Source organism: Akkermansia muciniphila ATCC BAA-835 (assembly GCF_000020225.1).
Taxonomy (GTDB): Bacteria; Verrucomicrobiota; Verrucomicrobiia; order Verrucomicrobiales; family Akkermansiaceae; genus Akkermansia; species Akkermansia muciniphila.
The window spans coordinates 528,691-553,033 of record NC_010655.1; the positions used below are offsets into that span (position 1 = coordinate 528,691).

Consider the following 24,343-nt stretch of genomic DNA (forward strand, 5'->3'; position numbering starts at 1 on the left):
GCCCGTCGGCAATTGGTATTTGACTTTCACGGCGTGACCCGCTATCAGTCCTGCCTATGTTACAGGCAGGTATTGTAGGTCTCCCCAACGTCGGCAAATCCACTCTATTCAATGCGGTCACCCGGACGCGCAAGGCCCAGGCGGCCAACTATCCCTTCTGCACCATTGACCCGAACGTGGGTATGGTAACAGTCCCGGATCCCCGCCTGCAGGTTCTTTCCGACATGTCCGGTTCTGAAAAAATCATCCCCACGCTTATTGAATTCGTGGATATTGCCGGTCTGGTCAAGGGAGCCTCGGAAGGAGCCGGCCTGGGCAACCAGTTTCTGGCGAACATCCGTGAAGTGGACGCCATCGTGCAGGTAGTCCGCTGCTTTGACAATGATGATATTATCCATGAACTCGGTTCCGTGGATCCTCTGCGCGACATTGACATCATCAACTCGGAACTCATTCTGGCGGATATCGCCACCATGGAAAAGAGACTCTCTTCCCGCGAACGCAAGGCACGCAGCGGCGACAAGGAAGCCAAGGCCGAAGTGGCCCTCATCACCAAACTCCTGCCCCACCTGAACGAAGGCAATCCCGCCCTCACCCTTGAACCGCAGCTGGACGACGACGAACGCAAGCTGCTCCATTCTTTCCAGCTGCTTTCGGATAAAAAAAGCATTTTCGCCTGCAATGTCAATGAAGACGAACTGGCGGACGCCATCTCCAACCCGGACGCCCATCCCTACGTCTCCCAGGTGAAAAAATACGTAGCGGAACACCATAACGCGGAAGCCATTGTCATCTCCGCCCGGATTGAAGAGGAACTCATCGACGTCTCGGAGGAAGAATCCCGCGAATTCCTGGAATCCCTGGGTGTGAAGGACTCCGGCGTTTCCGACCTTATCCGCGCCGTGTACCACCTTCTGGGCCTGCGCACCTACCTCACCACGGGAATCAAGGAAACGCGGGCCTGGACCATTCCGGCCGGGGCAAAAGCACCCCAGGCGGCCGGCGTCATCCACACGGACTTTGAACGCGGTTTTATCGCCGCGGAGGTAGTGCACTACGACGACCTGGTTTCCTGCGGCGGCAAGGCCGGAGCGAGGGAACACGGCAAGCTGCGCATCGAAGGAAAAGAATATGTCGTCAAAGACGGGGACGTCATCGAATTCCGCTTCAATGTCTAGACGGAAGCGTTACCGGAATTCCATTGACTTTTACTGATATAAGGGGCAGATTGCTCATAACCTTCACATCGCCTCATGACTGATACAGACGTCAAATCCACCCCCCTGGCAACTAAACACGTTGAACTGGGAGCCAGAATGGTTCCTTTCGCCGGCTGGAATATGCCGGTGCAGTACACCGGCATTCTGGACGAACACAAAGCAGTGCGCGAAACCTGCGGCATTTTTGACATCTCCCACATGGGGCAGTTCACGGTAGCCGGCGGTTCCGCTGCAGCATGGCTGAACTCCATGCTGACCAATGACATCAACAAACTGAATGTAGGGCAGGGGCAATACTCCGTCATGCTCAATGACAGGGCCGGAGTCATTGACGACCTCATCCTGTACCGGATGGAACCGGAAACCTTCTTCGTAGTGGTGAACGCCTCCAAGATTGATGAAGACTTCGCATGGCTTTCCGCCCATCAACCTGCAGGCGTAACTCTGGAAAACCACTCCGACGAATACGTGGGGCTGGCTGTTCAAGGTCCCGAATGCGGAGAAGTATTCTCCCGCGTCATCCCCGGCGTGGAACTTCCCCCCCGCAATGGAATCTCCCGCATCACGGCGGAAGGGACGGATCTCATTATCTGCCGCACCGGCTATACCGGGGAAGATGGTTTTGAATTCTTCTGCCCGGCTAAGGAAGGCGTCAAATGGTTTGAAGCCTTTCTTGGAGCAGGAGCCAAACCCTGCGGCCTGGGCGCCCGCGACAGCCTGCGTCTGGAAATGTGCTATCCTCTGAACGGCTCCGACCTCTCTCCGGACAAAACGCCTCTGGAAGCCGGGCTCGGATTCTTCTGCGCGCTGGATACGGACTTCATCGGTTCCGATATTCTCCGGGAACAAAAAGCCAACGGCCTCAGCCGTCGGCTGGCCGCTATTGAATACACCGGCAAGGGAGCTCCTCCCCGCGCCCACTATGCCGTGCACGTCCCCGGCGGAGAAGCCATCGGAGAACTTACCAGCGGCGTGCTCTCTCCTTCGCTGATGAAGGGCATTGCCCTGGCCTACCTGCCTGCCGCCTATGCCAAGGTCGGCACGGAGCTGGAAATTGACGTAAGGGGAAGGAAATTCCCAGCCGTGGTCGTAAAAAAACCCTTTTATAAAAAAGGCTGACACTACGGCGCAAAAATAAACTGACAAACACCTCATTTTACTACACTCTCACTTCAAACAATTACATCTTATGCACGACGTACCAGAAAATCTGCTGTATTCCAAAGATCACGAATGGATTGAAATTGACGGGGACATCGGCACCATCGGCATTTCCGACCATGCCCAGGCCGAACTCTCCGATGTCGTCTTTGTAGACCTTCCCGAAGTAGGCGCCACCGTCGCAGCCGGCGACCCTGTCGCTGTCGTGGAATCTGTCAAAGCCGCCAGCGACGTGTACACCCCCGTTTCAGGAGAAATCCTGGAAGTGAACGAAGAGCTTTCCAATGATCCGTCCCTCATTAACTCCGACCCCTACGGCGCAGGCTGGCTGTACAAAATCCGCCTGGACGTTCCCACGGAAACGGAAGATATGATGAACGCCACGGATTACGAGGAATACTGCTCCTGAACCATTCTTCCCTCCCCCGCCCCGGTGATTCCATCCCGGGGCATTTTGTTTGGCCCGTTCCGCGGCCGGACGCTATTACCAGCCAGAGATACCACATGAATACCCACTCAGATTTTGCCAGCCGGCACATCGGCCCCCAGGGGGAAGAACGCCGGGAAATGCTTGACAGCCTCGGCTACCGGACGCTTGACGAACTCATTGCGGACATCGTCCCCGCAGATATCCGCATGAAGGCCCCGCTGGACCTGCCCGCAGCCAAATCGGAAACGGAAGCCCTGGAGGAACTCCGTTCCATTCTGCGGAAAAACAAGCTCCTGAAAACCTTCATTGGCCAGGGCTATTACGGCACCATCACTCCCTCCGTCATCCTCCGCAATGTACTGGAGAACCCCGGCTGGTACACGGCCTACACCCCTTATCAACCGGAAATCGCCCAGGGACGGCTGGAAATGCTCATGAATTTCCAGACCATGGTCTCTTCCCTGACAGGACTGCCGGTAGCGAACGCCTCCCTGCTGGATGAAGGCACCGCAGCAGCAGAAGCCGTCACCATGTGCCGGAACGCGCGCCCCAAAGCAAACACCTTCTTTGTGGCGGACACCTGCCACCCCCAGACCATCAGCGTCATCCGTACCCGCGCCGCCTTCCAGGGCGTTAACATCATCGTGGGAGATTGCTCCTCCTTTGACCCCGCATCCATCGGTGCGGATCTGGCCGGAGTGCTTGTCCAATATCCGGACACGCTCGGCCGCATCTGCGACTACACGGACTTCTTTTCCCGCGTGCATGCCACGGGCGCGCTCTGCGTCGTGGCGGCGGATCTCATGGCCCTTACCGTCATCCGGGAACCCGGCGCCTTCGGAGCCGATATCTGCATCGGCAACACGCAGCACTTCGGCATCCCAATGGGCTTCGGCGGCCCCCATGCCGCCTACATGTCCTGCACGGACGCTCTCAAACGCCGCATGCCCGGCCGCCTTATCGGCATGTCCATAGATACCCTGGGCCGCCCGGCCTACCGCCTGGCCCTGCAAACGAGGGAACAGCATATTCGCCGCGACAAGGCGACCTCCAACATCTGCACCGCCCAGGTGCTCCTGGCCGTGCTTGCCGCCTTTTACGCCGTATACCACGGCCAGGAAGGCCTCAAACGCATCGGCACGGAAATCCACTTGAAAACCAAAAGCCTGTACAAGGCGCTCACGGAAGCCGGCATCGCCATTGAAAACAAAAACTTCTTTGACACCCTGCTGCTGTCCGTTCCCGGACAAGCGGACGCCATGGTGCAAAAAGCCCTGGAAGCCGGGTATAACATCCGCAGGGTGGATGCCGACCACGCAGCCATCTCTCTGGATGAAACCGCAACCTGTGCGGATATAGCGGCACTGGCCTCCGCCCTTGCTGGTGCGGAAACATCCGCCGCCTGCGATTGCGACGCTCCTGCCTGGGATCCCGTCCACACGCGCCAGACGCCTTTCTGCACGGAAAAGGCTTTCAACTCCTACCATTCCGAAACGGAAATGATGCGCTACATCCGCCGCCTGGAATCCCGGGACCTGGCTCTAAATGAAGCCATGATCCCTCTGGGCTCCTGCACGATGAAGCTGAACGCCGCCTCTGAAATGATTCCCATCACGTGGCCGGAAGCCAACTCCCTGCATCCCTTTGTTCCGGCGGACCAGTCGGAAGGCATCCGGGAAATGCTCTCCATCCTGTCTGACCGTCTGGCGAAAATCACCGGCTTTGCCGCCGTATCCCTCCAGCCCAACGCCGGCGCCGCAGGGGAATATGCCGGGCTACTGGCCATCCGCCGCTACCAGAAGCACGCCGGAGAAGGCCACCGCAATGTCTGCCTCATTCCCACCTCCGCCCACGGAACAAATCCCGCATCCTCCGCCATGGCCGGCCTCAAGGTGGTGCCCGTCAAATGCGACGAAAGAGGCAACATCGACATGGCAGACCTGAAATCCCAGGCGGAAGCCCATAAGGACAATCTCTCCTGCATCATGGTCACGTACCCCTCCACGCACGGGGTATATGAACAGACAATCAAGGAACTCTGCGACATCGTCCATGCCAATGGCGGCCAGGTGTACATGGACGGCGCCAACATGAATGCCCAGGTAGGTCTGACTTGCCCCGGCTGCATTGGCGCGGACGTCTGCCACCTGAACCTGCATAAAACCTTTGCCATGCCGCACGGCGGCGGCGGTCCCGGCATCGGGCCCATCGGCGTAGCGGAACACCTCGTACCCTTCCTGCCCGGGCACCTCACGCTGGGCCATGAAGAAGGGGCCGTAGCGTCTGCGGCGTGGGGAAGCGCCTCCATAGCCGCCATCTGCTGGATGTACCTCTCCATGATGGGGCCGGACGGCCTCAGGGAAGCCACGGAAATGGCCATCCTTAACGCCAACTACATTGCCAAGAAACTCGGACATCTCTTCCCGGTTCTCTACTCCGGCAACAAGGGGCTGGTGGCGCATGAATGCATTCTGGATCCGCGCCAGCTCACTCATGACGCCGGCCTCACGGTGGATGACATTGCCAAAAGGCTCATGGACTACGGCTTCCACGGCCCCACCATGTCCTTCCCCGTTCCGGGCACCCTGATGGTGGAGCCGACGGAATCGGAACCCAAAAAAGAACTGGACCGCTTCATTGAAGCCATGGAACGCATTCATGCGGAAATCACGGCCATTATCAACGGTACGGCAGACAAGGAAGACAACGTCCTGAAAAACTCGCCCCATACCGCAGAAATGGTCTCCGCCGACGAATGGCGGCACCCCTACTCCCGCAGTGAAGCGGCTTATCCGGTCTCCGGTCTCCTTATTCACAAATTCTGGCCGTATGTAGGCCGGGTGGATAATGTGTACGGAGACCGCAATCTGGTCTGCACCTGCGACACGGTGGAGGAATTCTCCAAGGCCGTAGAGTTATAAAAATCTCATCCTTCCTTTCAAAAAGGCTGTTCCATTCATTTGGAGCAGCCTTTTTCTTATGTTCAAGAATCGGATTTCCAATCCGAAGTCAACACTCTATTTTGAGAACAAATGGGTCATCAAAATGAAAGGGGAGGAAAAGCGGGGTGGGAGAAATGTTCCTTTTTTCTTTTTCAACCCATATTGCTTTTGGGCTTAATTGTTTTCTGGATATGTTTGCTCTTTCGGATTGGAAATCCGTTGAGCTACGTCTCAGATGAGCTTTTTCTCTGCCCTTACTGTTCCTGGCCTTCAACAGCATCTTTCTTTTTCCAGGGAAGATTCCGCTATCCTCAAAGGGTATGGAATTCTCTTCATGATCTTTCATCATGTCTTCGGCTTATACGCTCTGCCCGCAGGTGTGGATACGGCATGGATTGCTCCCCAGCTTACCAAAGCCGCTCCCATCTTTAAAATTTGCGTGCCCATTTTTATTTTCATCACGGGGTACGCTATGGGATGGAAAACAAATTCATCCCCAACCTTCGGTTCCCTCATTAAAACAGGCTTTTCCCATTACTTTAAATTCTGGAAAATTTATTTCTTATGCCTCCTTCTGGCTATTCTGGTTTCCTGGGCATTCCCCTTGCCCATTTTGCCATCCGTTGCCGACATGGGTTGGAAAAATGGCCTGCTTGTCGTAACAGGATTGAGGCCCTGTTATCCCGACTGGTGGTACATGGCTCTTTTCGCGGCAGCCACCATGGCCCTTTATCCAATCTGTGCGTGGATCACGCATCACATTGCGCCTGTCCCGTCCATGGCAGCTCTGCTGGGAGTGTCCCTTTTATTTCAAAGTGCGGCCCACATTCCCAGCCTGCCGGGAATCGCCTCATCCTTCCCTCCTTTCCTGCCCTGCTTCATTCTCGGCTACATGTGCGCCTTTCTGGCTTCACGCCTCTCTGCTCTTTCAATTTCCCACAGCTTGGGAGCAATCCTGTTGCTGGCTCTTGAAATACTATCCATCCATCTCTTCAGTTTTTCAAAAGCCAAAACCCTGACGGTTATCTTTCTCTTCACCCTCTGGTGTCTGCCTTGGATAACCCGGAAACTCCGCCTCACACCGCTCTTGACGCTGCTGGGAACTTATTCCGCACTTATGTGGCTGAATCACAGATTCATTTTCGGCTACCACTTCAGCTGGGACCTCTATGGAACCCAAAGCATCAGCGTAGTATTCATCGTGACGCTGGTCTCCTCCCTTCTGCTGGCCATGGCCATGCAAAAACTTTTTAACCGGATGATTCCCTCAAATCCGCAAACGCAGTCAAAAACTTTGTAGCAACTTTACAAGGTCCGGATTCCAACCCCTCTTAATTCCAAGGGGGATCTCCGTACTTATTCTCTCCAATCCGGCTTTCCCCATGGGATAAATACCACAACAGCAGCCACCCTATGAAGGGAACGGCCAGAAAAACCAGGAAAAAGCCGCTCCTCCCGACATCATGCAGACGCCGGACCATGGTAGCCGCCAGCGGAATAGACAGCACGGCAAGCACCACGTACAGCAGAGGGGAAACCAGGTCAACCCACGGAACCAGGGACGGGAAAAAACCGCATTTTACAAAAGAGGGGGCTCCCGCCACGGCCAACCACGCAACCCCCACTCCGGAAAAAACCTCGTGCAGCTCCCCTTTCCCGGCACGGCCCTCAAAACGGCACCATGCCTTGATGACGCGCATCCAGTACTTCTTCCTGCTCCAGCCGGAGTCGGTTCCTCCAGGCTCCGGTCCGGGGTCCGGCAGAACGGAGGGCTCCCCATCATCATCCATGACAGTCATGGAGGGGATAAAAGAGGCCAGAGGCCTCCAGTCTCCGCCGGGAACCTTCCGGACCAAAGTCCGGTTGGACAGGCGGCCGAGGTTACGGGCCCGCAACAAGAGCACCAGGTCAACCGGGCCTTTGGAAGAACCGTCAATTGCCTGGTACTCGTACAGATCGCTCATAGGGACGCTTACCTGGATTCCTTCCCGTGACTGAAGGCGGAGGCGGGAATCTCCTGCTTGGACAAACCGGGGCCTTCCCACTTCAAAACCAGTTTGGAGGCAGTACCGGAGTTCCCCACATAGCCGATGCGGATGGGATGAAGTCCGGCTTTCAAATAAACGGGATTCTTCCGGTCCCCCAAATCGGAGGAGACCTCGGCCCCCGGCTCATAAGTTTTGTCCGCGTCAATCAGTTCCATGCCGTGCAGACGGACAAAAGCCTTGCTGCCCTTATTTTCATCCGTGGTCAGATAAAACGTATATGCTCCGTCCTCAGGAATCTTCACATATCCCGTCAGCTCCACACCGCGCTTGGCCGGACCGTTCATTTTCACGGATGGGGAAGGCGTCACGCCATGGGCGGAAGCAGGCTTCTTCCACTGGCGAAAATCCGGTACCCAGGGAAAATCCCCCTCATACAAGGCCCATTGCAACCCGGGAGAAACGGTTCCCTTCACATCCACGGCAGGCACCAGCGCAGAATCAAACACTGTTTTGGAAGGAAGGGAAGCCCGGCGATTGGACAAAGCGGCGGCTTTCATGCGGGCCTGAAGTTCCGGCTTGGAGGATGCGAGATCTTTGCTTTCCTGCGGATCATTCAAAGTATCAAAAATCATGAAATCCTTGTCCGCATCCTTCACCCCCATGCGCAGGCCCTTCAATCCATCCACAAAGACAATCTGCTGCTGGCCTCGCTGCGCTCCCTTGTGTTCGCCCAGGAAATCCTTATACTCCGGCGTTTTGCCGGCGAAATTATATTCGGCATAAACAATGCCGGGCTTCTGCTGGTCCGCATGACCGGTCAGCGTCGGCAGCAGGGAAACGCCGTCACTGCGGGCAGGAACCGGCACCCCGGCGACATCCGCCAGCGTAGCCAGCCAGTCATGGAACTGTCCAAGATGCAGGCTGACCTGCCCTTTGGGAATACGGGCGGGCCAGCGTACCAGCGTAGGCACGCGCATGCCACCTTCCCAGCAATCGCGCTTAATGCCGTCCATCATGCCATAACTCTTGAAAAACTGCGGATTTTGCGCTCCGTGCCAGTGCCTGGAGTCGGAACCGCCCTCATTGTGGGGGCCATTGTCGGACGTGAAGACGATCATCGTATTATCGTCAATCTTCAAATCTTTCAGCAGACGGATCAAATCAGCTACGGCGTCGTCCACGCGGCGGATCATGGTGGAATGACGTTTGGCCACATCATTCGGGAAACGGGAATTGTCCGGATGAATATAGGTATCCTTATTCTTTTCCGCCCTGGCGTCAAAAGCCGTATTCACGGATTCTGTGCCTTCCTTCTTTACCCATTGCAGGCCTCCTTTCAACCCGCCGCCGGAAGGATAGGGGACCCCCGGAACCACCAGATTGCCGTGGGGCGCCGGAAAAGCCAGGTACAGGAAAAACGGCTTTCCGGTCTTGCGGGCGGACTTGCGCTGGTCCACAATCCACTGCTTGGCGCAGGCGGCAAATAAATCCGTGGAATAAGCCGTCTGGGGCACCTGGTCCTTGATATTTTTCCACTCGGGATTGGAAGCGTAACCGTTGTACTCGAAAACGTCACGGGATTCGGAAGGATAATGGAAATGCCCTGCCAAATGGTCCAGGATACCATAAAAATAATTGAATCCCCGCTGATGGGGGCCGGCGGTCATGGGCACATGGCTCTGGCCTCCGCCGCCTACACCCCATTTGCCAATGGCGGCAGTATCATACCCGGCATCACGCATCACGGTACCCAGCGTATGGGAATCTTCAATAGGCTGGTCGAAACGGTTGTTTCTCACCACGCGGGAATTCCCCTGGTGCACCCCCAGCAGCAGGGAGGCGCGCGCCGGAGCGCAAACCGGAGCGGCGGAATAATGACGGCGCAGCTGAATCCCCTCCCGGGCCAGAGCGGACAGGGCAGGAGTCTTGAACTCGTTCTTTCTCTCCACCGTCCGGCCATTCAGCTTCTGCTGGCTCCAGTTGGAATCCAGATCACCCCAGCCCATGTCGTCCACCAGAATGAAAATAACATTGGGTTTTGAAGTTTTGACAGACCGGGCAGCCGGCTTCGCTGCCTGCCCGGAAGCGCCCATGCACGGAACCAGGGAAGTCAGAAGAACGGATAGTAAAGATACCAGCTTCATGATTCAAAGAAAATAGACTATAAAAAAGACGTTAAAATAAGGCGTCATCTTACATGAATTTTCTCATCCCTCAAGAAAATTACGAGGAAAGGGCACAGAGGATTGAATCGCCAGTATTATCGGCAAAAAACATCAGGGACCCAGCCTTCACAGCCGGAACAACTACAACCCGCCATACTGCACCAATGAGCGGATTTTCTGGCTGAAGCCAGGAATGGGAGAAAATTCCTCCTGCATTCCCGGCGCCCCGGTCACCAGCCCCGCCCGGCCATGCTTTATCCTGAATAAAACGGCAGTCCCCCCGCCGGGCAGAAAATACAGAAACCGGCGGAAACAGCAATCATAAACCGGAACGTTCCAAAATGTCCGCGCCAATTCCGGAACAGCGTTAATAACCCTGTCCGGAATAGCGAAGGCATCAGAAACGCTTCTTCCTGTCGTCCCTGCGGGAACGTTCGCCCCAGCGTTCGCCGCGGTCACTGCGGAAGCCCCCGCGGTTTCCCCTGAATCCGCTCCGGTCACTGCGGTCCCGCTCTCCGCGGTAACTGTTGCGGAATCCTCCATTGCGGCGGGAAGAGCGCGGAGTTCCGGAATATTCCGGAGCCCCCTTGTCTTCACGGACATTAACTTCATAGCCGCAGACGGTAGCCGTCGCCAGGGCCTCCAGAAGCAGGGGCGCCACGGAAGCGTCCACTTCTATCAGGGAATGCTTGGGGAAAATCCGGATATCGCCCACGGCTCCCTTTTCCATTTCCACCGTATTGTAAAATAACCCGGCTATGTCTTTGGGCCGCAAGCCAATCATCCGGCCTCCATTCATAAACAGCGTAACCGTATCCCCCTTATGCTGCCAGGAATCACCCTTCTGCGGGCTCTCCGCCTCCTCCCCGGTCTGCGGCATACGCCGCGCCCTGCGGGCGGGCTTGTCTTCCGGAATGGGCTGCACTTCCCGGTGCGTACGTTCCCGGAGCAAGTCAAACAGGGCCGCAGCCATGGCCTCCGGCGCAGCCTCCACTTCCTTCAATTCCTCCGGCAGCACGGCATCCGGCTTGAGACGTTCCAGGATATCATCCACCAGGGACTCTGTCCGGAGCTGGTCCACCTGAACGGCAGTCAACACAGGTTCCGGAGTCAACTTAACGCCGATGAAACGTTCAATGCGGCTCATCAGGGAAAAATCACGGCGCCCCACAAAAGTGATGGCCTTCCCCTTGCGGCCGGCGCGTGCCGTGCGGCCGATGCGGTGCACGTAATCCTCCGGATCACGCGGCAATTCAAAATTCACCACGGCATCCACATCGTCCACATCCAGGCCGCGAGCGGCAATATCCGTCGCCACCAGAAGGCGCAGGCTCCCCTTGCGGAAGGAATCCATCACGCGCTCCCTCATCATCTGGGGCATATCCCCATGAAGGCGATCCACCGGATAACCGCGGGCCGTCAGACCGTCCACCACGTCATCCACCACCTTTTTGGTATTGGCGAACACCAGCCCCATTTTAATCTTTCCGGTGTCAAGCAGCCGGCTGAGCACCTCAATCCGGGAGGAAAACACCACCTCGTAATAAACCTGTTCAATGGTAGGCACCGTCAGCGTAGGCCGTTCAATGGAAATCTGGACGGGCTCCTTCATGAACCTGCTCACCAGGCGGCTGATTTCCGGAGACATGGTAGCGGAGAAAAACAGGGTCTGCTTCCCTTCCGGCATAGCGTCCGCGATACGTTCGATATCTTCCAGAAACCCCATATCCAGCATCTCGTCCGCTTCATCCAGAATCAACATGCGGAGACCGTCCAGCCTTAGCGCCCCGGACTCCATCAGGTCCATGACGCGTCCGGGCGTTCCCACCACAAACTGTACCCCGCGCCTCAGGGCGTCCAGTTGCGGGCGGAAAGAAGAGCCTCCGTAAATGGGGACGGCGGAAACACCGTCCATGAACAAAGCCAGCTTGTCCACCTCCCGGCAAATCTGAACGGCCAGTTCCCGAGTAGGACAGAGGGCCAGCACCTGAACGCAGCGTTCCTCAGGATCAATGCACTCCAGGGCCGGAATGGCAAAGGCAAGCGTCTTCCCGGAGCCCGTATGGGACAACCCCACAATATCGGCCCCTCCGATCGCGGCGGGAATCGCCTGCTCCTGAATGGAGGAAGGGGTATCGAAGCCGAGCACTTCGATAGCCTCCAGAATCTCCGGTGAAATACCAAGAGCCGAAAAAGAAGATGTTTGAGTCATGGGGGAAAAATGATCTGTCAGAGTCACGGGAGAAGCTGAACATTATTCCCTCCCGTGTCCAGCCAAAAGAACGGAAGATACCGTAGATGCCACGATTTCCGCAAAGCCGCCTGCGAATAAAAAAACGGCTCTCCCCGCTTCTGGTCTTTACTGTCACACACGGGGTTGCAACTTGCAGGGGCGCATTCGCGTATGATACAAATATTTCCCTCCGAATTCATGGATAAAACGCCAAACAAATCACAGTCCTCCCTGCTGGGAATTTTCATCAACATCCTCCTCCCGGTACTGATTCTGGACTACTGCAGCGCAGGCCCCGCCAATCCCCTGGAACGTCCGGAGGGAGAAAGTTTCTGGCATATCGGCCCGGTATGGTCTCTCGTCATCGCCCTTTCCCTCCCACTCGTCTATGGCATCCGTTCCCTGGCCGTCTCCAGGAAATTTGACCTGATGTCCGGCGTAGGCATGGCCGGCGTGCTGCTGACGGGCGTCATCAGCATCTTCGTCATCGGGCCGGAAGGGCGCATCCACAGCGCCACACCCTGGCTGTTCGCCGGAAAAGAAGCCCTGATCCCCCTCATCCTGGCGGCGGCCGTCGTCGTCTCCCGCTCCACCGGCACCCCCCTCCTCAACATGTTCATCTACACGACGGAGTTATTCGACGTGCGCAGGATAGAACAAACGGTGGCCGCCAACGGCGAGGAACAGGCTTACCAGAGCCTGCTGGCAAACTCGTCATGGATTCTGGCGGGCACATTGGTCGCATCCTCCGTCGGCAATTTCTTCCTGAGCCTCTCTTTCATGTCCTCCGTCATACGCCAGCCGGAAGCGGAACAGCAAGTGGCCTACAATGCCGCTATCGGCAGCATCACCTGGTGGGGCTTCCTGATCATCGGGATCCCCATTCTGGCAGCTCTTGTCTTCATCATGACCCGCCTGATTAAACAGCTCGGCAGGCTGACCGGGCTCTCACGGAACGAACTCCTTCTCAAATAATCCTCAAACCATGCGCCTCCATACTTCATGCATCCTGGCTGCCGCCATCGCCCTTAACGCAGCGTGGGCGGACGCCCCCCGGTTCGACCGGATTTTCGGTTCCCATATGGTACTTCCCCACGGGAAAAACATTCCCGTTTCCGGCACGGCCGCCCCCAACAGGGAAATAACCGTCACTTTTGGAAACACTGCACTGAAAACAAAAACCGATTCCAAAGGAAAATGGAGCGTCACGCTGCCTCCCATGCCTCCCTGCGGCACAGGCCAGACGCTGGCGGCCGTGCAAAACGGAGACTCCGCCAAATTGGAAGATGTGCTCGTGGGAGAAGTGTGGCTGGCTTCCGGCCAATCCAACATGCTGTTCCGCCTGAACCAGACCACGACGGCCAAAGAAGACATAGCGGCTTCCGGAGATGACCAGCTCCGCCTGCTCAACAATATTCCGCAAGCCCACACCAACAACGCCCCCTACTCCGGGAAAGATTTTGACGCCGTCACCACGGACAACTTCTATAAAGGGCAATGGGCCGCCAGCTCACCCTCCACTTCAGGCCCCATGACTGCCGTGGGCTACTATTTCGGGAAAAAACTCCGCGAAGGGCTGGGCATTCCGGTAGGCATCATCCACTCCTCCCTGGGGGGCTCGGAAATCGCAGCGTGGCTCCCCCGGCAGGTCATTAATGCAAACAACAGTTTCCGCACCCTGCGCGGCAACCACTGGCTGGACTCCCCCCTTATCTCCGACTGGGTAAGGGGACGGGCCAGAAAAAATATCTCTCCGCGTCTGAATCAGGGATCTCCGGACCATCCCTACAAGCCGGCGTTCCTTTACGAATCCGGCATTGCCTGGACAACACCACTCCCCATCACAGGCGTGATCTGGTATCAGGGCGAATCCGATGCGGAGATCATTGACAACGCCCAAAACGGCATGTTGCTGAAAACTATGATCTCCTCCTGGAGAAAAGCTTTCCGTAACCCGGAAATGCCCTTCGTCATGATCCAGCTCCCCCGCATTAACGATCCGTCAAAAATCCGTGCCGGATGGCCGGAATTCCGCGAAATGCAGGACACAGTGGCCAAAACCGTCCCGCAGGTTTACAGCGTCAACACCATTGATCTTGGCTCCACCAATGCCGACGTTCATCCTCCGTTCAAGCGCCCTGTTGGGGAACGTGCAGGAAATACTGCCCTGAACAAGGTTTACGGTAAAAAGGTCCCCTGTGAAGGCCCTGCCTTCAAGGCCTTCAAGACCTCCGGTTCCAGCATCCTGGTCCAGATGGAACAAGCTGCCGGACTGACCACCACGGACGGCAAGAAACCGGCCCAGTTTGAAATTGCCGGGACGGACGGAATTTACCATCCCGCCACGGCGGAAATCACAAACAGGAAAGGCGGCACAGCCGTTATCCGCCTCTCCTCCCCGGAAGTAAAATCCCCCAAAAACGCCCGGTATTGCTGGAACCGTTTCGTGACCCCCAACCTGGTCAACGGCAACCAACTCCCCGCCCGTCCCTTCCGGACGGACACACCCGTTCTGAAAAAATAACTCTTACCACGCCATCATTCCATGAACCTTCATCTTTTCCTTGCTTCCCTGGCAGCCACGCTCTCACTGGGCATTGCGGCACAAGCTTCTCCCGCCAAAGTGGCCTGCGTAGGGGACAGCATCACCTTCGGCTCCGGCCTTAAACCCGGAGAAGCCCGGTATCCGCAAGTGCTCGCCACGCTAATGGGCCCGGACTTTGACGTCAGAGGATTCGGCAATCCCGGAAAAACGGCGGGCGACTATCCGGGCCAAGCAGGACGCTGGTACGGCAGCACCAGGGAACACAAGCAAGCCCTGGACTTCAAGGCGGATATTTATATTTGCAACCTTGGCATCAACGACACAGGCCGATGGTGGAACCCCGAACTGTTCTCCAAAGGCTATGAAGCGCTGCTCCAGGCATGGAAAAACGCCAATCCCAAAGCACGGTTCTTTGCCTGGGGCCTGCTGGGGCCGGACTACCGCGGCCCGCTCAACAAAAAGGCATTCCCCGGCAACTGCTATCCGGACGTACGCAAATATGCAGGCTCGGACAACGGCTCCGCCGCCAACCGCCCGGAAGCGGAAAAATTGATTGCCGCCGTAGCGCGCAAGTACAAAGTCAGTCTCTTTGATGCGCTGCACCCGCTCTCCGACCATCCGGAATGGTATGTTGACGGGCTGCATCCTACGGAACAGGGCGCACGGCGTATTGCGGAAATCACCTTCGCCAAGCTGGCAAAAAGCCTCAAGATTAAGCAGCCCGTCCCCAGGCTGGAACCGGGTACCGGCAACGTGATCATCAACAACCCCGGTAATTCCGGCATTCTTCTGGACGGATGGAAATTGACGGACGGCTCCAATACGCTCATTTTTGAAAACTCCACCGTCATCCATCCCAAGGACAGGCTTATCATCGCCATTGGCCCGGAGACCCAAAAAGACCCGACCAGGCCCCTGCAAATCAAATCCGCCAAATCCCCCGCAGCTTTCCGCCTCATTCCCGCAAAAAAATATTAAAAACCACTGGAACAGTTTCATTGGGAACATGCAGCAGTTCCGTATGTTCCCAAATACCCGGCGCACTCTATTCGCGCCCTTACGCACCGAGGCAGGCGGCAAGCTGCGGAACTCTGCGGGACATCCGGATTCCCCGCAAACGGAATGCCTGCGTCTGGGACAGCTTCCCCGCTATCCCGGATGCTCCTTTTCATCCTATTTTAATTGAGCATTTCTGCATCCAAAACGGTCTACCGTGCATGGAACAGAATAAAAGCAAACCATCCGCATGCCGCCTGCTTGGCCCCTTGGCCACCAACACCAGTATGGATTTCGGCGTTCTGCTGCTGCGCCTGGGAGTAGCAGTCATGATGCTTGTGCATGGCATTCCCAAACTGGGCATGCTCATCAGCGGAAACTGGTCGGCCTTCCAGGATCCTCTGGGAATCGGCAATTTTCTGTCCCTGCTGCTGTGCGTAGGTGCGGAATTCGGTTGCTCCATCCTCATTTTGCTTGGGTTCCTGACCCGCCTGGCCTCCCTTATCCTGGTTATTAACATGTGTGTGGCGCTCTTTCTTGTCCTTGGCCTCTCCGGCTGGGGAGCACAGGAACTAGCGGCCATCTACCTGCTGATCTATCTAACCCTCTTCTATACGGGACCGGGCAAATTCTCCCTGGATGCCTGGTGGCTCTGGCGCGACTGCAAGATAGAAGTGGAATGAAAACAGTTCCTCCCGCGCGTCCTATGGCAAAAATACTTCTTTTTTCACTCGCCGCGGAAGGAGCCTTCCTCTAGGATGCTGGCACACCCAGTCCATCCGTTCAATGTCCGGCAAACTAACCTACAAGCAATCGGGGGTCGATACCAAGGAAGCAGCCGCTTTTGTATCCGACATCAGCTCTCACGTTAAAAGAACGCAAAAGCAGAGATCTCTGCACCAGGCCTTTGGCCTTTTCGCCGCCGCCTATGATTTGAGCTCCTACAAGGAACCGGTCATCGTCACCGGGTGCGACGGCGTAGGCACCAAGACGGAAATTCTTTTTGAACTGGACATGGTGGAAACCGCCGGCAAAGACCTGGTGGCCATGAACGTCAACGACATTCTTACTACGGGCGGCGACCCTCTCCTTTTCCTGGATTATCTGGGCATCTCCAATCTGGAACGGGAACGCTCCCGTATCACCCGCCTGGTGGCCGGCATGTGCGACTACCTGGAATCCTGCAACTGCATCCTGGCCGGCGGAGAAACGGCGGAAATGCCCGGCGTGGTGCCGGAATCCATCGTGGAACTCTCCGGCTTCTGCATCGGCTGCTGTGAAAAAAGCAAACTGATTGATCCGAAAACCGTCCAGCCCGGAGACGTATTCATCGGCTACAAATCCGACAGCTTCCATGCCAACGGCTGGAGCCTCATCCGCCGCATTCTGGAAGAAAATCCGGATGTAGTTGATGAAGAAGAACTCCGCTCCCTCCTTCAGCCCACCCGTTTGTATCATGACGTAGTGGAAGATATGCGCCGCTTCAACGTCACCCCGAAAGCATACGCCCACATCACGGGGGGAGGCCTCCCGGAAAACCTGGAACGCTTCCTGGGCGACTACGGCGCAGACCTCTCCATTCCCTATTGGGACAACACCGCCGCCCAGAAAATCCTGAAGCATGTGGATCCTCAGGACCGCTTCAACACTTTTAACATGGGCATTGGCTGGGTAGCCATCGTGAGGCCTGAAGACGCGGAAGCCGCATTGAAGGCAGGTCCGGGCGGCACGGTCATTGGCACGCTGAGAGAAGGCCGCGGCATTCATGTCAAGGTACAGGGCGAATAAAAAACACCATCTCCTTGCAGCGGATACACCACACTTACAGGACAATCTTTTCATCATCATCCCATGAGCGATTTTCTTAAACACGAGTGCGGCGTAGCCGCCATTCGTCTGCTTAAGCCTCTCTCTTATTTTCAGGATAAATACGGCTCCACCCTCTGGGCGTTCAACAAACTGCTCATCCTGATGGAAAAGCAGTACAACCGCGGCCAGGACGGCGCGGGCATAGGCTGCGTCAAGCTGAACATGCCCTTGGGGCAGCCTTACCTGTTCCGCACCCGGGACGCCAGCAAAGACGCCCTCACGAGCATCTTCAACGGGCAAATCAAGAAGCTCAATAAAAAAGTTCGCCGCGGCCAGGTCAATCTGAAGGATGCGGCAGATATCAAAAACAACTTCGACTACGGCGGGGAAATCCTGATGGGGCATCTCCGCTACGGCACCTCCGGCCTCTTTGACGAAGGGTCCTGCCACCCCTACCTGCGCCGCACCAACTGGCCGACCCGTACCCTGATGGTTCTGGGCAACTTCAACATGACCAATACGCCGGAATTGAACCAGCGCATGATTGAACGCGGCCAGCACCCCGTCTTCGGAACGGACACGCAGACTGTCCTTGAAGAAATAGGGTATCACCTGGATGAAGCCCACACGGACCTCTACCGCGCCTTGCGGGACAGCGGCATGCCCGGCCCGGAAATACCCCATGCCATTTCCTCCCGGCTCAACATTCAGGAAATTATCCATAACTCCGCCAAGCAATGGGACGGCGGATATGCCATCATGGGAGCCATCGGTAACGGAGACTACTTCTGCCTGCGGGATCCGCACGGCATCCGCCCATGCCACTACCTGATTACGGATGAATTCATTGCCGTGGCCTCCGAACGCGTTCCGCTGATGACCGTTTTTGAAGTGGAAAGCGAACAGGTTCAAGAACTTCCGCCGGCCAACATGCTCTCTATCAAGGCAGACGGCACACATGCCATTACGGAATTTACCACACCTCTGAAACCGGCTCCCTGCTCCTTTGAAAAAATTTACTTCTCCCGCGGAAACGATCCTATCGTTTACCGGGAACGCAAAGCGCTCGGTGCGGCATTGACCCCCCAAATCGTGGATTCTCTGGAAGACCGTTTTGACAAATCCGCTATCACCTACATTCCCAACACGGCGGAAACCGCCTACTACGGCCTACTGGAAGGCCTGCGCGTCTACCGCCGCAAGCGCGTGCATGCCCAGCTTCTGGAAGCCCTGAGAAACGGCACCCTGGATGAAAACATGCTGGACAGCGCTATCCTGAAACGCTGGCCGCGCGGTGAAAAAATCGCCCACAAGGATATCAAAATGCGCACTTTCATCACGCAGGAAAAAAGCCGTGCGCAACTGGTCTCCCATGTATATGACCTTACTTACGGCGCCGTAGGGCCGGAAGACGTGCTCGTCGCCCTTGACGACTCCATTGTCCGCGGCACCACCTTGAGAAGGTCCATCCTTCGCATCCTGGGCCGAACCAATCCTCGGAAAATCGTCATTGCATCCACTGCCCCGCAAATCCGGTATCCGGACTGCTATGGCATTGACATGTCCGAACTGGGCAACTTCATCGCCTTCCAGGCGGCCGTCTCCCTGATCAAGCAGCACGGACAGGTCCGTCTGCTGGAAGAAGTATACAAGGCATGCAGGGAAGAACTGGCCAAACCCAAGGAAGAACGGCGCAATTGTGTGAAGGCTATTTACGAAGGGTTGACGGAGGCTGAAATCTCCAGGGAAATCACCCGTCTGGTCACTCCGCATGACGCTCCGTGCCCCGTGGAAGTCATTTTCCAGACCATCGAAAACCTCCATGAATCCATAGAAGGCCCCTGCGGCGACTGGTATTTCACCGGAGATTACCCAACTCCGGGCGGATACACTACAGTTAATGTGGCATACATGCGCTGGTTTGAGGGTAAAGGGGGCCGTGCATACGATTTGCCCTTGTAGCGGCTCCCTTTTTTTGGGTATTCTGTCGACAACATGTCGGGACCCATTTCATACACGACCTTGGAAGACACCGAACTGGTCGCCAGGGCACGGGAAGGAGATTCGCGGGCTTTTGACGAACTTGTCATTCGCCACAGCCGCAAACTCCATGCTACCCTGTACCAGATGACGGACAACTACGACGATGCCTATGACATCGCCCAGGAAGCGTTCTCCAAAGCCTACCGGGCCTTGCGCTACTTCAATGGACAAAGCGCCTTTTACACATGGCTGCACTCCATTGCCGTCAACCACGCCAGAAACTTCCTGAAAAAACGCAACCGCAGAATGACCTACAGTCTGGACGACGACGAGTACGGCGACCATACGGAAAAGGACATGAACATGGCGGATGAAACGGACGGGGCGGACCCGGAACGCCGTACCCATTTGAATGAATTGCAGCTCAAAATCAACGAAGCATTGAAGAAACTTTCCACTAAACACAGGGAAGTCGTTGTTCTTCATGACGTAAAAGGGCTCAACCATACGGAAATATCCGCCCTTCTCGGTATCTCTGAAGGAACGCTCAGATCACGTCTGCACTATGCCCACAAGGAACTCCAGGGGCTGCTGGCGGAATATCTAAGTTAATCAGGAAAAAAAATATTGAACGTCAATTCCCGCCGCCATGTCAAACGCATAGTCCCAAATTCGGGACTGACACATCCTAACTTCTATTATACTTAACATCAACGACGATGGATAAACAATCCACAGATCATAAAGAGGAAACTCTGGTGGCCATGCTGGCATCTTTCCGCAAGGAAGCCTGTTACCATGACACCTTCGAGGAAGATTTCCTCCGCAATTTTCATCTCAGAAAGGAAACCGATCAGGCTGCCCACTCTGCTTGGAAATTGCTGCTCGAACGCCTGGACAATTATCTGCAGAACTTTCGTGGTTGGCAGTGGGTCTATGCTTCCATGTCCATCGTGACATTGGCTGCGGTAGGCGTTATTATCGCATCCGGAAACATGGATGAACCTTCTGAATCTTACGTATCCTCCACCAAGGATAAGGAAGAAATACTCCTGACGAAAAAAGCCGTTCCCGTAAGTAAGGAAACTATTGAACGAACCTCAACCGAAGTTGCTCCCACGGAAAAACCTGAATTCACCACGGGAGACTCTTCATATGAAACATCGGCCAAAGACAACCAGCTGAAACCTGATTCCCATGCCGATAAAAAACCGGTATCCCGCGTTCTCATTGAGATGTAACAATCCATGATGGACTTGGCTCCGATATTGACGGGCATAGCCGTTGCAGGCCTGATTTGCCAGGCAACGGCCGTGCCTGTCCCTTTTAAGGTAGAAGCCATCCTCCCCCAGGCGGAAGGGGCGCCGTATGCGACCATGGCGGCGCAAATCGGTAAAGACATGCTGGCCTCCTTGATTCCCTACCGGGTTTTAAAAAACGGAGGCGTGACCTACCACCTCGGGGACAAGAGTACCCCTCCCCTTCAGGTTTGGGCCCAGGAAAAGCTCACAGGCCTGACAATCTTTAAGGTGGATCCAGCCCATATATACGACGGGCAGGCAGACCTGACCCCTCCCGGCATTCTTAAACGCGGCGACAAACTGTCCTTTGCCAGCAGCAAAAATGAGACCACGCAGGGAATTTACGTGGGCATGGAACATTCCATCGGGGACACCAGTTTCCCCCTGAGGCTCATCCGCGCCCAGTTCCCCAAGCTGGCAGTCCCCCCCATCGGCCAACCATGCTACGACTCTGAAAACCGTCTGGTCGGCATTGTTCTGGGCGTTTCCCGCAAAGGAACCTGCCACCTGCTGCCCGCCCGTGCCATCTCCTTCCTGGCAACCCATCCGGAAGCCAAAAGAGTGCGCCTGGGTTGCCTGCTGGACATCAACTCCTCAACCCCCGTCATTGAGGGCCTTATCAACGGAGGTCCTCTTGCACGGGGAGGAATTCAGACCGGGGACATCCTCATCAACATCAACGACACGCCCATCCGCAACTACGGAGACATGCTGGACGCCACTTATTACCTAACAGGAGACAAACCTCTGTCTATCGAAGTCATCCGCGGCACCCAGGTGGTAACAAGCAAGGGAATCCTCCCCACGCAGGATCCCCGTTAATCCAAATCCGGGCTCCAAGTAAATGCCGGGGCCCCGGACGGCTCCCGCTCAAAATCGCCCAGAACCTTCTTTCAGGCTTGAACTCGCCCGCCGGCGCACTTAAAAAAGGGCGTGCTTCAAATCGTCTTCAATAAAATCAGCGCTGCGGAAGTATCCAGCATCCCCACCTTGGAACAGCTGGATCTGCTCGGAGACTTCCAAGTCTCAGAATCCACCCTCCAGACCCTGGATGACGCCCGTTTCGGCAAGATGGAAAAGGATGGTAAAATTCTTTATCGCTACGTCGCCAAAGATTACCGCATTTACTTTGAAGTTATCGAAGGCAAAGTGATCGTCCACCGCGTCCTGCACGCCAACAGCCTGAACGATTTCCTGTTTCGCACCAATATTTCCCCGACTGCCGGGGAAGATGAAATCCTGAGCCAGTCCAAGCACTTCTGGAAACTTATCGACGAAGGCAAAAACGCCTCCAAAGCCTGACCTTTTCCCATTCATGGCCTGCATCATTCTGGGCGTCACCGGCTCCATTGCCGCATACAAAGCGGCGGATATCGCTTCCGCCCTGGTCAAATACGGTCATGAAGTGCACTGCGTCTGCACAGCCAAGGCCCTTGAATTCGTCACTCCCCTCACCCTGCACACGATTTCCCGCAACCCCGTCTTTTCCTCCTTTGAGGATGAAAAGACGGACTGGGTTCCCCCACACATCCAACTGGCCCAACGGGCGGATCTTCTGCTTGTAGCCCCAGCCACGGCAAACACCATGGCCAATTTTGCCCATGGCTTCGCTCCGGACATGCTCAGTTCCCTCTACCTGGCTTGCCAGTCTCCGGTGCTTATTTGCCCAGCTATGAACGTCCACATGTGGGAACATGCGGCCACGCAGCAAAACGCGGCCGTTCTGAAGCAAAGGAAGGATCATTACATCCTCGGCCCCAGTGAATCCGGAATTCTGGCCTGCGGAGCGGAAGGCGCGGGAAAACTCATGCCGGTGGACAAGATTATTCAAAAAACACTCTCCCTTCTGCCGTAAGGACGGCAAAAATCGCTCCATGCCTGTTTATTGGTTTGCCCCCGGAGAACTAAATCTTCTATCATGGACGCATATGAAAATGCTCCTGTTCCTCTTCAGTTCCCTCATGCTCTGCTCCTGCGGTCCGGATAAATATCCCATCAGCTTTCATATGGAGACGGGAGCGACGGACAGCAAAAAATTCGCCTTTGAAAGGGACGGTCATTACTATAGCAAGGCCCCCTTTATTTCCCATAAGGACATTGAATCCTATTATTCCTTCCCTGCGCCGGACAACACCTACGGCATCGTCGTCAACGTCCGGAAAGGCCTGGGCAGCCGGGTGGAAGGAATAACCGCCTCCAACCTGGGCAGGCAAATACTGCCCATCGTCAACGGCCATGCCATGCAGCCCCTGCGCCTTTACAGCAAACCTGTCACCTCAGGAAAACTGGCAGTCATGGGAGGGTTCTCCCCGGCGGATCTTGCCGCCATGGCGGAATTTATTCCCCCGGCGGATCCCAAGAGAGAAGAACCCATCAACAAACTGGCCGCCGTTACCAGGCCTCTTCTTCCCAGCAAGGACCCTGCTCAGGAAAAGAAGGAGGCCAAAGACCCTGAAGAACACAAAGACCGTACCGTGATCAGCACCCGCCGGGGGCGGATCTGAGCCAGCACCCCTCGTATCAGCATGCACGGCAAATCCTTTCCTCTCCTGACCGGCATCCTCCTGTTTCTTTGGGGCATGCCATTACTGATGGCGGATATTGTAGTGCGCTTCCCCACGGAAAATACAGCCCTGCTGGACAACCGCCCGCAGGACTTTTACATGTATGTAGACCGCAATTTTGAAGGGAAGAAATCCCAGCCGTGGGAAGCTGGAGCCTACGGCTTTACCCGGACCCTCGTCAGAACCCAGGCAGGCCCCGTGGCCGTCAAATTTCATGAGGGTATCGACATTAAACCTCTCAGGAGGGATGCTTCCGGCACGCCGCTGGACGACGTGCACCCCGTAGCCGGAGGCACGGTAGTCCATGCCTCCGCCAACCCAACCCATAGCAATTACGGCCGCTATGTGGTCATTGAGCACCAGCTGAAGGACGGCCCGCTTTACAGCCTGTATGCCCATCTGGCCTCCGTCTCCTGCAGGAAAGGCGACCGGGTAGGAACCGGAAACGTTATTGGAAAGCTGGGATACTCCGGGGTGGGTTTGAACAAAACGCGTGCTCATGTGCATCTGGAACTCTGCCTCAAGCTACAAGATGACTTTGAAAACTGGTATTCCAGTCTGAAACTGGGCACTCCCAACCGCCACGGTTCCTATAACGGACTCAATTTGGCCGGCTTTGACCCGGCACCCGTCCTCCTGCAATGCAAGGACGGGGCGGAATTTTCCCTCTCTCGCCATATCTCCTCCCTGCCGGTCCAATACGTCGTGCGGGCTCCCTCTTCCGGCGAACTGCCCAGCCTTGTCAAACGCTACCCCTTCCTCCTGAAGCCGGGGCCCTCCGACCCCAAATCCTGGGAAATCAGTTTCACGGGAGAAGGAGTTCCCGTTTCCGTGACTCCTTCCAGCCAACCGTGCACGGAACCCGTCGTCATCCGGGCCGTTCCGCATCCTTTCTCCCAACTGTACAGGACCTGCAACCGCGTTTCCGGCTCCAGCAAGGACCCTAAGCTTACCGCCGCCGGCAAACGCTACATCCGGCTCATCTTCATGGGGCCTGAATCATAAT

The 24,343-nt window shown here is 56.0% G+C and carries 22 protein-coding genes; 18 read left to right on the forward strand and 4 right to left on the reverse strand.

All coding sequences use genetic code 11. From position 1 onward, the window contains the following. Window positions 1-56 precede the first annotated feature (56 nt). The 4 genes from ychF to gcvP all read left to right on the forward strand — a co-directional run bounded on the left by ychF (window position 57) and on the right by gcvP (window position 5,732). Window positions 57-1,178: a redox-regulated ATPase YchF gene (gene ychF / locus AMUC_RS02455; protein WP_012419498.1), complete on the forward strand. Its 1,122-nt coding sequence runs from the start codon at window positions 57-59 to the stop codon at window positions 1,176-1,178. A gap of 75 nt (window positions 1,179-1,253) precedes the next feature. Next, on the forward strand, window positions 1,254-2,339 hold the full coding sequence (gene gcvT, locus AMUC_RS02460; RefSeq protein ID WP_012419499.1) for a glycine cleavage system aminomethyltransferase GcvT: 1,086 nt from the start codon (window positions 1,254-1,256) through the stop codon (window positions 2,337-2,339). Between the two features lie 70 nt (window positions 2,340-2,409). Next, complete coding sequence (gene gcvH / locus AMUC_RS02465) at window positions 2,410-2,790, forward strand: glycine cleavage system protein GcvH (protein ID WP_012419500.1); 381 nt, start codon at window positions 2,410-2,412, stop codon at window positions 2,788-2,790. 95 nt (window positions 2,791-2,885) lie between these two features. Beyond that, entirely contained in the window at window positions 2,886-5,732 is a 2,847-nt protein-coding gene (gcvP, locus tag AMUC_RS02470; protein WP_012419501.1) for an aminomethyl-transferring glycine dehydrogenase, read from the forward strand. A gap of 88 nt (window positions 5,733-5,820) precedes the next feature. On the opposite strand, the gene AMUC_RS12485 is transcribed toward gcvP, so the two are convergent. After that, entirely contained in the window at window positions 5,821-6,102 is a 282-nt protein-coding gene (locus AMUC_RS12485; protein WP_157738224.1) for a hypothetical protein, read from the reverse strand. Here AMUC_RS12485 and AMUC_RS02475 point away from each other — a divergent pair. Further along, the gene (locus AMUC_RS02475; RefSeq protein ID WP_157738226.1) at window positions 6,088-7,053 is read left to right on the forward strand and encodes an acyltransferase family protein; all 966 of its coding nucleotides are present in this window, start codon (window positions 6,088-6,090) and stop codon (window positions 7,051-7,053) included. The genes AMUC_RS12485 and AMUC_RS02475 overlap by 15 nt on opposite strands. Before the next feature lie 31 nt (window positions 7,054-7,084). Here AMUC_RS02475 and AMUC_RS11785 read toward each other — a convergent pair whose 3' ends face one another. The 3 genes from AMUC_RS11785 to AMUC_RS02495 all read right to left on the reverse strand — a co-directional run bounded on the left by AMUC_RS11785 (window position 7,085) and on the right by AMUC_RS02495 (window position 12,118). Continuing rightward, a complete protein-coding gene (locus AMUC_RS11785) occupies window positions 7,085-7,717 on the reverse strand; it encodes a DUF805 domain-containing protein (protein WP_012419503.1) in 633 nt (210 codons plus the stop codon). 8 nt (window positions 7,718-7,725) lie between these two features. Further along, the gene (locus tag AMUC_RS02485; RefSeq protein ID WP_012419504.1) at window positions 7,726-9,885 is read right to left on the reverse strand and encodes a sulfatase-like hydrolase/transferase; all 2,160 of its coding nucleotides are present in this window, start codon (window positions 9,883-9,885) and stop codon (window positions 7,726-7,728) included. Window positions 9,886-10,303: 418 nt separating this feature from the next. Further along, window positions 10,304-12,118: a DEAD/DEAH box helicase gene (locus AMUC_RS02495; RefSeq protein WP_012419505.1), complete on the reverse strand. Its 1,815-nt coding sequence runs from the start codon at window positions 12,116-12,118 to the stop codon at window positions 10,304-10,306. A gap of 219 nt (window positions 12,119-12,337) precedes the next feature. Between AMUC_RS02495 and AMUC_RS02500 the strand changes: the two genes are divergently transcribed. The 13 genes from AMUC_RS02500 (at window position 12,338) to AMUC_RS02560 (ending at window position 24,342) form a co-directional block, all read left to right on the forward strand. Then, window positions 12,338-13,114 (forward strand): VC0807 family protein, encoded by a 777-nt coding sequence (locus AMUC_RS02500; RefSeq protein WP_143245901.1) that lies wholly within the window; start codon window positions 12,338-12,340, stop codon window positions 13,112-13,114. A 10-nt stretch (window positions 13,115-13,124) separates the two neighbouring features. Continuing rightward, complete coding sequence (locus AMUC_RS02505; protein ID WP_012419507.1) at window positions 13,125-14,663, forward strand: sialate O-acetylesterase; 1,539 nt, start codon at window positions 13,125-13,127, stop codon at window positions 14,661-14,663. 21 nt (window positions 14,664-14,684) lie between these two features. Continuing rightward, window positions 14,685-15,662, forward strand: coding sequence for a GDSL-type esterase/lipase family protein (locus AMUC_RS02510; RefSeq protein ID WP_012419508.1), 978 nt, complete (start codon window positions 14,685-14,687; stop codon window positions 15,660-15,662). A 239-nt stretch (window positions 15,663-15,901) separates the two neighbouring features. After that, window positions 15,902-16,363, forward strand: a complete 462-nt coding sequence (locus tag AMUC_RS02515; RefSeq protein WP_012419509.1) for a DoxX family protein — start codon at window positions 15,902-15,904, stop codon at window positions 16,361-16,363. 103 nt (window positions 16,364-16,466) lie between these two features. Beyond that, window positions 16,467-17,468 carry a phosphoribosylformylglycinamidine cyclo-ligase gene (purM, locus tag AMUC_RS02520; protein ID WP_012419510.1) on the forward strand — a complete coding sequence of 334 codons (1,002 nt, stop codon included), beginning with the start codon at window positions 16,467-16,469 and terminating at the stop codon, window positions 17,466-17,468. 63 nt (window positions 17,469-17,531) lie between these two features. Then, entirely contained in the window at window positions 17,532-19,451 is a 1,920-nt protein-coding gene (locus AMUC_RS02525) for an amidophosphoribosyltransferase (protein WP_012419511.1), read from the forward strand. A 33-nt stretch (window positions 19,452-19,484) separates the two neighbouring features. Next, window positions 19,485-20,084 (forward strand): RNA polymerase sigma factor, encoded by a 600-nt coding sequence (locus AMUC_RS02530; RefSeq protein ID WP_012419512.1) that lies wholly within the window; start codon window positions 19,485-19,487, stop codon window positions 20,082-20,084. A 107-nt stretch (window positions 20,085-20,191) separates the two neighbouring features. After that, the gene (locus AMUC_RS02535; RefSeq protein ID WP_012419513.1) at window positions 20,192-20,713 is read left to right on the forward strand and encodes a hypothetical protein; all 522 of its coding nucleotides are present in this window, start codon (window positions 20,192-20,194) and stop codon (window positions 20,711-20,713) included. Window positions 20,714-20,719: 6 nt separating this feature from the next. After that, a complete protein-coding gene (locus AMUC_RS02540) occupies window positions 20,720-21,595 on the forward strand; it encodes a PDZ domain-containing protein (RefSeq protein ID WP_012419514.1) in 876 nt (291 codons plus the stop codon). Between the two features lie 111 nt (window positions 21,596-21,706). Next, a complete protein-coding gene (locus tag AMUC_RS02545) occupies window positions 21,707-22,075 on the forward strand; it encodes a hypothetical protein (RefSeq protein ID WP_012419515.1) in 369 nt (122 codons plus the stop codon). Window positions 22,076-22,088: 13 nt separating this feature from the next. Beyond that, entirely contained in the window at window positions 22,089-22,628 is a 540-nt protein-coding gene (locus AMUC_RS02550; protein ID WP_012419516.1) for a flavoprotein, read from the forward strand. A 73-nt stretch (window positions 22,629-22,701) separates the two neighbouring features. Next, a complete protein-coding gene (locus tag AMUC_RS02555; RefSeq protein ID WP_042447602.1) occupies window positions 22,702-23,277 on the forward strand; it encodes a hypothetical protein in 576 nt (191 codons plus the stop codon). Window positions 23,278-23,352: 75 nt separating this feature from the next. Next, entirely contained in the window at window positions 23,353-24,342 is a 990-nt protein-coding gene (locus AMUC_RS02560; protein ID WP_157738228.1) for a M23 family metallopeptidase, read from the forward strand. Window position 24,343 lies beyond the last annotated feature (1 nt).